Source organism: Chryseobacterium sp. YR221, assembly GCF_900176315.1.
In the GTDB taxonomy this organism is placed as follows: domain Bacteria; phylum Bacteroidota; class Bacteroidia; order Flavobacteriales; family Weeksellaceae; genus Chryseobacterium; species Chryseobacterium rhizosphaerae.
On sequence record NZ_FWXM01000003.1, the window covers coordinates 684584 to 699172 of the forward strand.

Here is a 14589-nt window from a genome sequence, read left to right on the forward strand (position 1 = left end):
ATTTCTAAAAATTAACATAATTCAGCACCAACTGGGCGAAATTTGCGGTGAATAATTTAATTGAAATTGCCAGCAGGATAATTCCGAAAACTTTCTGAAGGATCATCAATGTAGCATCCCCTATTTTCCTTTCCAGCCATTTCGCTGATTTAAGCACCAAATATACGAAAATTGTATTAAGAACAATTCCTAAAATAATATTAATATCATGAAATTCCGCTCTGAGAGATAGCGCTGTAGTAAGTGTTCCGGCACCTGCAACCAGCGGAAATGCGATGGGAACAATGGATGCCGCTTTTGCTTCAGTAGTTTTATTAATTTCAATTCCTAAAATCATTTCCAGGGCTATGACAAAAATCACAAAAGCTCCGGCAATGGCAAAGGAATTCACGTCTACTCCAATCAGCTTAAGAATCTTATTTCCTACGAATAGAAAAACAATCATAATAACTCCGGCAGTAATTGCAGCCTTTCCAGCTTCAATTTGCCCGAACTTCTGTTGAAGGCTTACTATAATAGGAACTGACCCGATAATATCAATAACGGCGAAAAGAACCATAAAGCTTGTAACGACCTCTTTAATAGAGAAACCATCAAAAATTTCCATCTCTTTGTAATTAAAAATTTCGCAAAAATATGAAAATAAATTAACTATTTGCTAATTTGTGAATATAAATTAACAATTGTCTTCAAAAGTTCCTCAAGAGCTTCTACAGATTTCACAGGAGAATATTTTTCTATTTGAATTTTCTGCTGAAGTTTTCCATAGTCTTCTGCAAGAGAAGAACCTTTGTGATTTTCAAGAAAAGTCTTAAACTCGCTGACAGAGCCCTGAAAATACTGACCTCTTACTTCCTCATCCAATTCTTCCAGTGTTTCAAAGAACTTTTCATATTCCCCGTTATCTTTAAGATTTTCAAGATAGCTGAAATAGTCATTAATATCTGTTTTCAGCAATTCCTTGATTTCTCTTTCTGTTTCAGCCACTGACCCTAAAGATTTAGACGGTGCATTTTCCCTAACTAATGTACGTTTTTTTTGCCAAGTCTTAAATAACAGATAGGCAACAAATAATCCCAAAAGGATCACAATATTGGTTAACAGAATATTCCAGTGGAATTTGCTTTTTTCTTTTACTTTAAATGAAGTGGTTTTTAAAACCGGGGTATTTACCGTTTCAAGAAGATTATTGGTATATTCATTTACCTTCTCCACTGTAGAACGGGCTTCCAGAACCTGCTCATGAGAAAATGCATTCAAGGCCAAAGTCTCTTGTCCAAGATCAATATATTCTTTGTTTTCAGGATTAAAAAAAGCAAACTGTTCTGTTTTTATAGAAATTGCTCCCGATTTCTTAGGAATAATGACATAGCTGGCTAAGATGACCCCTTTCATACCCGTTGTTCCCGGAGAAACTTTAGAGGTGATTTTAGGAGCAAAAATTTCATAATCCGGAGACGCAGCAATTTTTGGAAGCTCCATATCCGGTAAATTTCCTTCTCCTGAAACTTTTACCACGACATTCATTGGTTTTTTAGCTTCAGGTTTCTCTTTAGTAGCATTATAAACACTTACATTGAAGTTTCCTACTGCATTTTTAAAACAGTCAGGAGCTCCTTCCGGAAGTTTTTTTACATTCAGCTTGATCTTATTGGAAACAATCTTATTCTTACTGGAATGAGAGTTGACAGAGGCTGATACTCCAGGAACTTCTACATATCCTGCTTCATTTGGAAATACCATAAACATCGCCAAAATCTGAGAAGCCATATTTCCGGAATTCGTCGGATCTATTTCAGACCTGTTAAAATTTATAGGATGTACATTGATATTATCCTGCTGTGGAAGATGGATATTTTTCACCTTTCTAAGGTTATCCATATTTCTGGAATACACCTTCAGAACAGCAATGGTAGGTTGATCCTGATATACCTCCCTGTCCTCTATCTCCATATTCAGATAGACATCATTGGAAGTATTCCCGGCTAAAGATTTCTTTTCTACAAATTCTTTGACGTTAACATCAAAAGGTTCTGTTTTGTAGATTTTATTATTGACGGTCACCAGTACCGATCCTATTTTTATTTTCCCTTTTTTCTTAGGTTCAAGGGCTATTCTTGATATTTTTTGAGTAATCAGCGTATTGGTAGCAGGATCAATCACGGTATTGGTAACCGAACCACTTCCGATAATATTGAATTTCGAAAGATCCGGAAGCTGAAATCCTGTTTGCTGTACAAGATCACTTCCGTTAAGTTCTAATACGATTGTAAGATTCACAATATCCTTGCCTGCATATTCGGCTTTATCAGCATCTAGGCTAAGATTTACCTGTCCGTAAGTAATTACGGATGCCAGAGTAAGCAATATGTAAATCAATTTATGCTGCATCACCAATCTTTCTCGTTGCTTTCAGGCATCGAATAAGAATTCTTATTTAAAATTCTTCTGGCGGTTTCTTTTTCTTTTTCGTTTATCTTATCTAGAATTGCATTTTCAAGGTCTTTTGGCATTTTACCCTCATTATTCTGTTTTTGCTGAGGATCATTACCCTGGTCACTTTTACCTTCATTTTGCTGACCACTTCCCTGGTCCTGCTTCTGATCTTTTTTATCGCCTTTCTGATCATCACCTTTATTCTGATCATTACCGCCGCCTCCTTTTCCTGAGTTATTCTGTTGCTGTTTTTGTTGCTGCTCTTTTTCTTTTAATTTGGCAATTTCATAATTTTTTCTGGTGGCCTCACTATACGGATTTTGCTTAAGAGCTTTTTTATAATAATCTGCAGCCTTTTCCGGCTGATTCATCTGCATATAGCTATTGCCTAAATTATGAAGTGCCGCCGCCTTATCAGGAAGTGTCTGCGAAAACTGCTGTGCTTTTTCAAACTCTTCTTTTGCCTCTTCATACTTCTTACTTTTATATAAGGCATTCCCCAAATTATAATGTGCCGTAAAATCTTTGTCATTGGATTTTGCGGCTTCCATATATTTCGAAGAAGCTCCATCATAGTCTTTACCGTCGAATTTTTGGTTCCCTTCATGAACCAAAGTCCTATAGTTTTCCTGCCCAAACAAAATGCCTGAGAATGAAAAAGCAATTATAAACGATAAAAGTAAGATTTTAGTATTCATCCTTTGCAAAATTATTCCTTTAAATGTTAAGAAACAGGGGTTTATTTGTTAAAATTCGGTTAAAGTACCCATTAAAATGCTGTTCCCTTCTCATGAAGACTACACATTGAAATCTTTTTTAGGATTAAAAAGAAAAATTAAAAGAAAAAATAAGATTGATGCTCCCAGAAAATATTGATAGTAATGGTTGGCATTCTGTGACTTCACCATGGTTTCGGATCCGGAAGATTTTTTATTAACAGCATCAATAATTCTGCTTGGCGCTTCATTGATATTATTGCCATCTATATAACTTCCACCGGTAGATTCAGCCATCTTTTTTAAGGCATCCGTCTGTCTTTTTGAAATAACGGTTCCCCCATTCACATCTGTTTTATAGCCCATTAACTGTCCATAAACATATTCAGGAACGGGTGCTCCTTCATCGGACCCCACTCCTACAGAAGTAATACTTATTCCCTCTTTATTGGCTAGTCTTATCGCGGCATTGTCATTCCCCTCGTTATCTTCACCATCACTGAGCAATATCACCTTTCTGGAACCTTTACTTACATTTTTAAACTTATCTACAGCAGCCTGCATTCCATTCAAAAAATCTGTTCCCTGGATCTGCATAGAATTGGTTTCAATTCCGCTGATATAGGTTTCGGCAGAATTATAATCTGTAGTCAGGGGCATGATAGACATGGCCTGTCCCGCAAAAATCACAATACCTACTTTATCATTTTTCATCTTCTGCATAGTACCCAGCATCAGATTTTTAGCCTCAGTAAGGCGGCTTGGGTCTATATCTTCGGCGTTCATTGAATTCGAAACATCAAGCATAAAAATCACATTATTCAGCTTCTGACTGCTTCTCACCTCCTCCGAACCATTAAGAAGATCAATAATTGAAAATATCAAAAATAAAGTTCCTAACAAATACAAGGCAGGGAAAATTTTTATAAATCCCGATTGTTTTTCAAATAAATGATCATGAAACTGGCTGTCGGCAAAAATTTCTTTCTTTCTATTTTTCCATTTCAAAAAACGGATCAAAAAGAAGGCTAACAGCGGCAGAAGCAACAGTAAAAATAAATACCAATAATTTCCTAAAGACCAACTCATCAGCTTAAAATTTTATAAAACACCCATCTCAACAACGCATCTAACACCAGCATTCCTAAAGCAATCCACAGGAAGATTTTAAAATATTCTTCGTAATTGTAAAGCTTGGAAACCTTTACATCAGATTTCTCCAATTGGTTAATCTCATCGTATACTTCTTCAAGGCTGCTGTTTGAAGTAGCCCTGAAATATTTTCCTCCGGTAGTCTGAGCCACTTCCCGTAACGTATTTTCATCAATGGTAACTTCCGTCTCAGTAAAGACAAGGTCTCCAAAGATATCCTGTGATGTAGGCATCAGTGCATATCCATTGGTCCCGATTCCTATGGAATAAACCTTTATATGATTACTTTTAGCCAGTTCGGCAGCAATCTGTGGCGGAATAGCATTCTGAATATTACTAACCCCATCTGTCATCAGGATAATCACCTTGCTTTTCGCTTTGCTTTTAATCAAATGGTTCACGGCTACGGAAAGTCCTTCCCCAATAGCTGTTCCCGGCTCCAGTCCTGCTGAATTAAGATTTTTAATCTCATCAATTACAACCTGATGATCTGAAGTGACAGGTACTTTTGTAAAAGCCTCTGCAGCATAAGCTACAACTCCTATCCGGTCATTAGGACGTTTCTGAACAAATTTTACGGCAATATCTTTCAATGCTGTTATACGGTCCGGGCTTAAATCCTTCGCCAGCATACTGAGAGAGACGTCTATAGACAGCATAATATCCACTCCTTTTGTATCATCTCTATCCTGGGAGACCGTAAAAGTTCTGGGTCTCGCCATAGCAATGATCAGTGCTGCAAGAATGATGTACTTTGATATCTTCAAGACAAAAAGAACAGCACGAATACCACCACTGGAATCCATATTTTTAACGGTAGGGACTTTTATCCCTTTCCTTTTCTGTCTTCCGGCATCTTTAATAAAAAGAGGAATAAACAGTAGAAAAAGCAATAAGAACCATGGACTGTAAAACTCAAAATTAAACATCCTTTCTTAAGTTTTCAAATTCTAAATCTTTCGATGATCTTTTTACAAAATCCCTGATATTGGCAAAATCATTTTCCATGGTATCTTTATCAGGAAAGGTTTTCGCAAATTTCACAAGGTCTCCTCTTAAGAAAACATCTTCTATTATTTTTTCGTTATCCTGAGAAATGGTATTGTTCTTTTTCATGACATCAATAAGGTCATCGGTAAGAAGTACATCTGCAGGAAGATGATATTGTTTGGCTATAAAAGTTCTGGAAATATCGATCAGTTCTACATAGAATGAACGGAAATTACCGCCTTCAATATATTTTTTCTTTTTAAGGGAATCTAACTCTTTTAATGTTTGGTTGGTCGCTACCACCGGTGAACTCTTGGATTTTCTTCCCCATTTCACAATCATGATAATAGCCACAATCAAAGCAATACCTGCTAAAGCTGCCAGAATATAGAATTTATATAGTTCCCAATAATCTTTTGCATCAAGTTTGACTTCTTTATTCTTCATGATATCATTAATCTGGTCAGCCTTTTGAGCTGTATTAATGACATCTATCTCATAAGGAATAGTCTTCAGTATTTTATCTCCCACTTTAAATTCCAGCTCAGGAATGGTAAATTTTCCTTCTTCAAAAACAGCAAACTCTATTTTCCTTTCGTATAAATTGGCATTTTGTCCGATGCTGTCTTTTGTTTCTTCAAAGTGAAAAGGAAGCAATTCATTTTTAGCTGCAGAGATCACCTGCTGATCATGAATATTGTCAATTTTTATAACAAAGTGATTGACTTCACCTAACGCAATAGTTTTCTTCTCTATATTGGAAGATAATATCTGTGAAAAAGCATTGACACAGATAAAAAAAGATAATATTAATAGTGTTTTTTTCAATTTTCAAATAATAAATTCAGGCTCATGCCTACTGTTTTATTTCTCATTCTAATCTATTGGCTACCGTTTTATTTTTTCTGGAAATAGCTATACAGCAGTTTTGAATAATCTGAACCTGTATTGATATTCATAAAACTGGCCGAGCTGTTGGAAAAATCTTCTTCCAGGGCTCTTAACTTCTGTTTTTGCGCTTCCGCAAAAGTATACCGCCATCTGGCGCTGGAAGTATTGGCCCATATTTGTTTTCCTGTTTCTACATCATATAGCAGCGTATATCCCACATCAGGAATTTCATTATCCTTTTCATCATAAATCCGCATTCCCAGCAGCTGGTGTTTTTTTGAAGCCACTCTCAGCATTTTAGAATCATATTCATCTTCAAAATCTGAAAACAGAAATACCAGAGATTTCCTTTTAAAAATTCCCATCATATACTCCAATGCTTTGTCTATTTTAGACTCCGCAGGAACATAATCGGCTGTCAGGATATTGCTGATGATAGAAAGGATATGTTTTCTCCCTTTCTGTGGTGGAATTACTTTATATACTTTGTCAGCAAACAGAATCAGTCCCACCTTATCATTATTTCCGGCGGCCGAAAACCCTAAGCTGGCTGCAATTTCAGCAACATATTCCCTCTTCAGCTGAGTCTTCGTTCCATAATCCATTGAAGCTGAAATATCTACCAGAATCATCATGGTAAGCTCTCTTTCCTCCTCCATTACTTTTACAAACGGTTCACGGAAACGCGCTGTTTTATTCCAGTCGATTCTTCTTATTTCATCTCCAAACTGATAGGGACGGACTTCTGAAAAAGTCATCCCCTGCCCCTTAAAGGCACTGTGATATTGTCCCATCAAAGCAGCCTCCGTCTTTTTTCTGGTACGGATTTCTATCTGCTTTACTTTTTTTACAATATCTTTTATCTGCATATGCTGATGTAAGGTTTAATAATTTACGGGATTTGTATAGCATAATGATACCATTCCACTTCCCATCTTTATCTTTTAATCTTTCAATTCAATGGACACATTCAGCCATTCATTATCAAATTTCGTACTGTACTTTTTGTAGAAATTGATAGCCGGCTCATTCCAGTTCAGTACCTGAAATACCATTCCACTGTAATCATTTAATTTTCCATGCTCCAGTGTTGCATCAAATAATTTTTTTCCAATCTGCATTCCTCTCATTCTTTCGGTTACGACCAAATCTTCAAGATACAGTCTTCTTCCTTTCCAGGTTGAATATCTGTCGTAATACAACGAAATCCCTACAATTTCTCCATTAATTTCAGCGACAAAAGCACCCCAAACCGGAGACGGTCCAAAGCCATCTTCAGTAAACTGATCTAGCGTTACCGTTACTTCATGTAATGCTTTTTCGTATTCAGCAAGCTCCTTAATCAGGGCAAGCATTGATTTACAGTCTTCTTGAACTGCTTTTCTGATTACAACATCACTCATTATGGCGCCTGGATTTTTGCTAAAATTCTGTTGATGATCTCTTCTGTTGAAATTTCTTCTGCCTCCGCTTCAAAAGTTAAGCCCATTCTGTGTCTCAGCACATCTTTGGCCAATGCTTTTACATCTTCAGGAATAACAAAAGCTCTACCTTTTAAGAATGCATAAGCTCGTGAAGCAATCGCAAGGTTAATGGATGCTCTTGGAGAAGCTCCGAAGCTGATATAATTTTTAAGTTCGGAAAGTCCGTAATTTTCCGGATAACGTGTCGCAAACACCATATCCAGGATATATTTTTCAATTTTCTCATCCAGATAAATCTGGTTGATCAATTCTTTAGCATCTACGATATCCTGAAGAGAAATTACCGGATTTACAGTAGGCTGATGCGAAGTGGAAACCATCCTCATTACTTTCCTTTCATCTTCAAAAGACGGGTAATCTATGGTACACTTCAGCATAAAACGGTCACTCTGTGCTTCCGGCAACAGGTAAGTTCCTTCCTGATCAATCGGGTTTTGAGTAGCCAATACCAAAAATGGTTTAGGAAGCTTCATGGTTTCATCACCAATAGTGACCTGCTTTTCCTGCATCACTTCCAGCAGGGCAGACTGCACCTTTGCCGGTGCACGGTTGATCTCATCCGCTAGTACAAAATTCGCGAATACAGGACCTCTTTTTATTGAAAAATCATTGTCTTTGATATTATAGATCATTGTTCCTACCACATCTGCAGGAAGCAGATCCGGAGTAAACTGAATCCTTGAGAACTCGCCATGAACAGCATCCGCCAACGTTTTTATCGCTAAAGTTTTGGCCAGTCCCGGAACTCCTTCAAGAAGTACGTGACCATTTCCCAAAAGCCCTACCAAAAGGCGGTCTATCATGTATTCCTGCCCAATAATAACTTTGTTGATTTCCTGTCTCAGAAGAGAAAATAAATAGTTTTTTTCTTTTACTTTTTCCGTCAACTGACGGATATCTTCTGCTTGAAATGTATCTGACATAGCTTGATTTAAAATAGGTGGTAAATTTCTGATAAATACTTGCATTAATCAACACAATCAATGCCATTATTGAGTTAAAGTTTGTTAAATATTCCGGGCTTGACAAGGGATTCAAGATAATACAAACTGAGTTTCTTATACATACAGCCCATTCACATAGAAGCTTCTCCGGATGTATCTGGGATTTTTCTGCTATGAAAACAGCATTTTGTCAGTATCCTATAAAAAATGTTGTGATATTTTTACCACAACATTTTTATTATATCAAATTACAAATCTGTTACAAATTTTTCATCGTATCAAAGCTTTGTAATGGTAATGGTAAATACATCTTCGGGCTTATCCTCAGAATCTTCGTAAGATCCCACATTTATATAATATTCTGTTCCTGCCGTGGTAGTAATGGTAATAGTTTCCGAACTACCGCCACCGCCGTTATCTTTTGTACCCACACAAGTCAAGCTGTTACACGATCCTTTATATACTCCTATTTTGGGATCGAAAGAAATGGTTGCAGGAGCCACTTTAATGGTATACTGGCCACCCTCTCCCGTAAATTTAAACCAGAGTCCATCATTCATTCCATCGTTGGGGCATGCCATTATAAATCCGGCATTATTGGTAGAAGACATTCCGTCATTCTGTGTATATGAATAAGGAAAAACAGATGCCAGCAAAGCTCCGAAACAGGCATCATTTACCGGTATTGGAGGAATGGTTTTAAAAACATTATCCGTACAGCCGGAAGATTCACCATTGGCAGAAACAGCTGTTACTTTTAAATAATAACTGGTATCTCTCGTAAGAACAATTGATGGTGAAAGATTAAAGTTAGCAGCAGTCACAGCCTGCTGGTTAATAATATCTGTACCTCCGGGACTCGTCCCTAAAGAAACTTTATAAGAAGTAGCTCCTATAACAGGCTGCCAGCTAATAGTAGGAGATAAAGAAATAAACTGAGCATTGTTTGCCGGATAAAGCACGAAAGGGCAGCCGGGAGTAGACTTAGCCGTTAATCCTGAAATTGTTATTGCTGACTTATAATTAACTCTTATCCCACCAGGTGGAGAAGCCGGATCAACAACTGCCCGATCTCCTTTATAATAAAGGGTAGAATTTGGAATATATGGATACACACGAAAAACTTCGTCAAAATTATTAATATCAATGCTTGGAGCATTTTCTCTTGCTGCCACCACTAAATTATCTGTATTATTATAGGCAAATGGTGTAGTAAAAGCAATCTCCACTTTACTATTATTCTTCGTTACCGTACCTGCAAATACCTGAGTAAGTTGTGAAGAGGGAATCCAGTCTGTACCGGAAGTAAATGCTGTTTTCGGAGTATGCCCAAGATAAACGGTCCAGTCTGAAGAATCAGCAATACTGGATGATGGGTCTAAATAAAAGGTAAGACCTGTAATAGTTCCTGCTGCAGTCGCATTTATTTCATGTTTAAGATAAATCTGCTGCACATAGGAATAGGAAAAAAAGCTACTGACAGGCGCCGTGCCTACATTGGTGCTTCCGATATTTAAATTGATCTGAGCTTTAAACATCAAGACTGTCAATAATAAAAATAAAAGTAAATTTTTCTTCATCATTAATAAAATTACCATTGAATACGATGCTAATTTAATAATAAAATTTCAACATTAATGATAAATATAATTATTTAATAAAATTCATTTACACCTTTCATTGAAAACACCTTTTATTACTTATTTTTTACACTATTAACAACAAAAAGCTATTTAATTTAAAAATCAATCTAACCAAATGTGTTTTTAAGTACATATTTTAATACATTTGTAACAAATACCAATCACATGTATAAAAAGCTATTTTTTGTCAGTCTTTTGTTTGCAAGTTTTTTTAAATCACAAACCACTACAGTAACCAATGTGATTTCTCAGGCAGTGTTTTATGACGGCTATGCCGCTACAGTATCCGCTCCTGTTCCCAACGGGTTGATCAGACTGAACAATGCCAGATATACAAGAAAGCTTACAGATGCCGAAATGGACTCTTTTAAAGCAAAGATTGCAATGAGAGTCACCATAGGCGCATTATGTGATAACTATGACCGTCTGGGTGAGGTCTTTTTAGCATTAGTACCCAAAAACCAAGCTACTTACACGATAAACGATGCTAATGTAAAAAGGATTGAAGCAGGGAGATACATCACCCCTTTTATGAATATGAATCGTTCCCCTATGGAAGTTCCCTACACTTACGATGTAAGCAATCTGTACAGTATATTTCATGACGCCACCCTACGCAGCACCTATGATATATATATGGAACTGGATGTTTTTGGTGTGCCTTACGCAGCAAACAATGAAGTTCCGGGATGCTCCGGCAGGAATGATGTATTTACAGGAACTCTTACTTTCTTTTCAACCGATACAGGGGCTACTGCGACGGACTACAACACCATTGCTCCTATCCTGAGCTATAATAGACTTAATAATTACAACAGTACAGATACTGCCGGTGAAACGGTTAGAATTGTAAATTTTAATTTACCTGATCCGGTTACCAACGCCCGTTTCTTTGTGATCTCTACCCCACATGGTGCCAACAGCGGCGGTGAAGAATATATAAGAAGACAAAATTACACCTATGTAGACGATGTACAGGTACTCACCTATACCCCCGGAGGAATTTCGTGTGAACCCTACAGAGTATACAACACTCAAGGTAACGGAATCTATGGTGCTACTCCAAAAACACTTGCAGAATGGACTTCCTGGAACAACTGGTGTCCGGGCAACGCCGTTCCTATACGTGGATTCAGCTTAGCTAATATGACCGCAGGAAATCACACCCTTAAACATACCATCCCTACGGCTGTTTTCAATCAACAGCAGGGAGATGTATACCTATCTGTCTATATGCAGGGTAAGAGCAATGCTACATTGAATGTTAAGGACATTAAAACAATCGATGTCAGCATATACCCCAATCCCACTTCTGATTTTGTAACCATCAAATCAGAGACTGCTGTGGCCTCTGTTACAGTCTTCAGTATGGATGGAAAAAAATTATCTGAAACCTACAGAGAAAACAAGGTAGATCTTTCCGGATACAGCACAGGAGTTTACTTTTTGAATATTGTACTGAAAGACGGAACAGCTTTTAAACATAAGATCATTAAGAAATAAAATGAATAGTATCCCTTCAAGGTATTTAAATTCAACCCTACAAAAGCCTCTTTGGAAAATATCCTGAAGAGGTTTTTTATGACTATCTGGTTTTACATTTCAAAAAGCCCTGTGATTTAAAAAAGGAAAATTAAAAGGCTTAAAACGCTGTTATTATAGAAAAAAGCGCAAGAATATATTGATAATTAGCTCTTTTTTTGAATAGTTAAAAAACTTTAACTCTAATCCCTTATTTAAAAAATTGTCATTTCCAGTTTATTAAACTATTTTTGGAGATTAAAAAAACTGCAAAATGAACTATCATTTTCAAGCACACAGACAGGTAAGAAGAAACCTTCTGGACATCCTGCAGAATACTTCTCATGAGGATCTTCTGTTGATTCCGGATGGCTTCAACAACAATATATATTGGAATATTGCACATACAGTTGCCACACAGCAGCTGCTGCATTATTATCTGAGTGGAAACCCTTTCCGTATTGATAAGTACTGGATTGAAACTTATAAAAAGGGGACTTTGCCTAATCTCAATGTTCAGAAATCAGAAGTGGAAGATTTGGAATTCCTGCTTACTGAAACTTCAAAGATCTTAATGAAAGATTATGACAGTGATTTCTTTTCAGATTACACGCCCTATACAACCAGTTTCGGAATGGATTTAAAAAGTATTCAGGATGCCATTATCTTTAATAACATGCATGAAAGCTTACATTACGGATATGCAATGGCTCAGAAAAGAGCTATTTTGGGCGAAAAATATTAAACAATTACCCTCTGATGAATAAGAGCCGTCACAGCTCTTATTTTAGGCAAAAAAATAAAACTGATGAGCCTTCAGAAGGGTTAATGAGTAAAAATCAGGGAATTCATCCGGAGGAAAATAAAATTCATGTAAGCCCGGATGTTGTTTTACTACAAAACTGTAGAAGAGCCTCCCTACCTTGATTAGATTTAACAATAGAAAAAATAAATTTTGACAAACGACAACAAAAAAGACGATTTTATTTTCGGACTTCGTCCTGTAATAGAAGCTATTGAAGCAGGAAAAACCATTGACAAGATCTTTGTGCAGAATGCACTTCAGGGTCCTATTTATGCTGAATTGAAAGCTGCTTTAGCAAAAAATAAAATCCGTCCCAATTATGTTCCGGTTGAAAAACTGAACCGCTTTACGAGAAAAAACCACCAGGGTGTGGTTGCTTTTATTTCGGATGTTCCGTTTTATAAAGTAGAAGATATTGTCCCTCAATTATTTGAAGAAGGAAAAACACCTTTCTTATTGATTCTGGACAGACTTACCGATGTAAGAAACTTTGGTGCCATCTGCAGAACTGCAGAATGTGTGGGTATCGATGCGATCATTATTCCGGAAAAAGGAGCTGCCCCAATCAATTCTGATGCGATAAAAACTTCTGCAGGAGCCATTTATAATATTAAAATTTGTAAAGAAAATAATCTTGCCCATGCCGTAGACTTTTTACAGCAAAGCGGGATCACGGTATTTGCGGCGAGTGAAAAAGCGCAAAAGTTAATTTATGATGTTAACTTCTCAGAACCTTGTGCTATTGTAATGGGAAATGAGGAAACCGGAATTTCTAAAGAAGTACTTCATCATTCGGATGAAAAAATAAAACTTCCTATTGAAGGAAAAACACAATCTCTAAATGTTTCTGTCGCATGTGGTGCTATTCTGTATGAAGCGGTAAGACAGAAAATTTTGAAATAATTCAGTTCAATAACACAACATTAAAAAAATTAGAAAATGAAAAATATAGCAGCATTAGCGCTTATCTCATCTATAGCTCTTGTATCGTGTAAAAAAGAAACAGCCACTGTAACGAAAGTAGATCCTAAAACAGGGAAAACAGTTACTGTAGAAGTTCCTGCTGATTCTGTAGCTAAAGTAGCGGAGAACCCGGCGATCAGAGATTCTGCAGGGATCATCAAGCAAACTTTTAAGCTTGAAAAAGGAAAAACATATCCTCTTACAACCTATCAGAGAGATGTAAAGACCATGACAGATCCTACTGGAAAATCTATTACGGCAACCAGCGAATCTACGGATGAAATGAACTTTACAGTCAATGATATCAAAGGAAATGTGTATGATATGACCCTTAATCTTGTTGCTAAAAGAAGTTCTCAATCTGCACAGGGAAAAACTATTGTTGTAGATACCAAGCTTCCGATTCCTAAAGAAGATGATCTTAAGATGATCTGGAATATCAACAGAGCGCTTACCGGAAACAAGCTTGCTATGAAAATGGATACAAAAGGTAATGTGATATCCATCACAGGTTTTGATGCTGTATACAACAAAGTATCTACTTCTGTAGGAACTCTTATCAAAGATGCGAATCAGAAAGCAAGCGTTGTAGCAAGTCTTAAAGAAACTTTCAATGAAAAAGTACTGAAAGAACAGTTCAATAAAAACCTGACCATTATTCCTAAAAAAGGAGTGAAGATCGGTGAAAAATGGACCACTTCTGAAAATGCTGATGCAAGCGGAACAGTTAAAGTAACTTCAAACTATGTTTTAAAAAGCTTAGGAAACGGAAGTGCTGAAATTGGTGTTACCGGAGGTATTCCTAAGAAAACAGAAAAGAAAGCTCAGGGACCCATTACTCATAGTTTAAGCAGCGAACTGGTACAGACGGGTACTATTAAATTTGATGAAAGTACTGGATGGATTACCAACCAGAACATCAATGTGGAAACTACACAGATAGAATCTATTACAGACGGGAAACAGACTCAATCTATGAAAAGTGTTTCAAAATCTTCTGTAATGGTAAACCCTTCAGCAAAATAATTGAAGTAAAAGAGTTTG

General features: G+C 36.7%; 14 protein-coding genes. 4 read left to right on the forward strand and 10 right to left on the reverse strand.

Features of this window, described 5'->3' with window-relative positions:
- Positions 1–4 precede the first annotated feature (4 nt).
- The 10 genes from B8967_RS12190 to B8967_RS12235 all read right to left on the reverse strand — a co-directional run bounded on the left by B8967_RS12190 (position 5) and on the right by B8967_RS12235 (position 10211).
- Positions 5–607 (reverse strand): MarC family protein, encoded by a 603-nt coding sequence (locus B8967_RS12190; RefSeq protein WP_047487283.1) that lies wholly within the window; start codon positions 605–607, stop codon positions 5–7.
- Positions 608–651: 44 nt separating this feature from the next.
- Positions 652–2391, reverse strand: a complete 1740-nt coding sequence (locus B8967_RS12195; RefSeq protein WP_084086274.1) for a BatD family protein — start codon at positions 2389–2391, stop codon at positions 652–654.
- A complete protein-coding gene (locus B8967_RS12200) occupies positions 2391–3134 on the reverse strand; it encodes a tetratricopeptide repeat protein (protein ID WP_052188568.1) in 744 nt (247 codons plus the stop codon). Before B8967_RS12200 ends, B8967_RS12195 begins: the two co-directional genes overlap by 1 nt.
- 99 nt (positions 3135–3233) lie before the next feature.
- On the reverse strand, positions 3234–4241 hold the full coding sequence (locus tag B8967_RS12205; RefSeq protein WP_084086275.1) for a vWA domain-containing protein: 1008 nt from the start codon (positions 4239–4241) through the stop codon (positions 3234–3236).
- Positions 4241–5233 carry a VWA domain-containing protein gene (locus B8967_RS12210; RefSeq protein ID WP_047487274.1) on the reverse strand — a complete coding sequence of 331 codons (993 nt, stop codon included), beginning with the start codon at positions 5231–5233 and terminating at the stop codon, positions 4241–4243. Before B8967_RS12210 ends, B8967_RS12205 begins: the two co-directional genes overlap by 1 nt.
- Positions 5226–6122: a BatD family protein gene (locus B8967_RS12215; RefSeq protein ID WP_084086276.1), complete on the reverse strand. Its 897-nt coding sequence runs from the start codon at positions 6120–6122 to the stop codon at positions 5226–5228. Before B8967_RS12215 ends, B8967_RS12210 begins: the two co-directional genes overlap by 8 nt.
- A 68-nt stretch (positions 6123–6190) precedes the next feature.
- Complete coding sequence (locus B8967_RS12220; protein WP_047487268.1) at positions 6191–7054, reverse strand: DUF58 domain-containing protein; 864 nt, start codon at positions 7052–7054, stop codon at positions 6191–6193.
- A gap of 75 nt (positions 7055–7129) precedes the next feature.
- Positions 7130–7588 (reverse strand): GNAT family N-acetyltransferase, encoded by a 459-nt coding sequence (locus B8967_RS12225; protein ID WP_047487267.1) that lies wholly within the window; start codon positions 7586–7588, stop codon positions 7130–7132.
- Positions 7588–8592 carry an AAA family ATPase gene (locus tag B8967_RS12230; RefSeq protein ID WP_047487886.1) on the reverse strand — a complete coding sequence of 335 codons (1005 nt, stop codon included), beginning with the start codon at positions 8590–8592 and terminating at the stop codon, positions 7588–7590. The genes B8967_RS12225 and B8967_RS12230 overlap by 1 nt, the downstream gene beginning before the upstream one ends.
- 299 nt (positions 8593–8891) lie before the next feature.
- Positions 8892–10211 carry a hypothetical protein gene (locus B8967_RS12235; protein WP_143330511.1) on the reverse strand — a complete coding sequence of 440 codons (1320 nt, stop codon included), beginning with the start codon at positions 10209–10211 and terminating at the stop codon, positions 8892–8894.
- 210 nt (positions 10212–10421) lie between these two features.
- On the opposite strand from B8967_RS12235, the gene B8967_RS12240 reads away from it, so the two are divergent.
- The 4 genes from B8967_RS12240 to B8967_RS12255 all read left to right on the forward strand — a co-directional run bounded on the left by B8967_RS12240 (position 10422) and on the right by B8967_RS12255 (position 14571).
- On the forward strand, positions 10422–11759 hold the full coding sequence (locus tag B8967_RS12240) for a peptide-N-glycosidase F-related protein (RefSeq protein ID WP_084086278.1): 1338 nt from the start codon (positions 10422–10424) through the stop codon (positions 11757–11759).
- A gap of 292 nt (positions 11760–12051) precedes the next feature.
- Positions 12052–12522 carry a DinB family protein gene (locus B8967_RS12245; protein ID WP_047487264.1) on the forward strand — a complete coding sequence of 157 codons (471 nt, stop codon included), beginning with the start codon at positions 12052–12054 and terminating at the stop codon, positions 12520–12522.
- A 210-nt stretch (positions 12523–12732) separates the two neighbouring features.
- Entirely contained in the window at positions 12733–13485 is a 753-nt protein-coding gene (gene rlmB / locus B8967_RS12250) for a 23S rRNA (guanosine(2251)-2'-O)-methyltransferase RlmB (protein WP_081988957.1), read from the forward strand.
- Between the two features lie 36 nt (positions 13486–13521).
- Positions 13522–14571, forward strand: a complete 1050-nt coding sequence (locus B8967_RS12255) for a DUF6263 family protein (protein ID WP_047487259.1) — start codon at positions 13522–13524, stop codon at positions 14569–14571.
- The last annotated feature ends 18 nt before the right edge of the window (positions 14572–14589 follow it).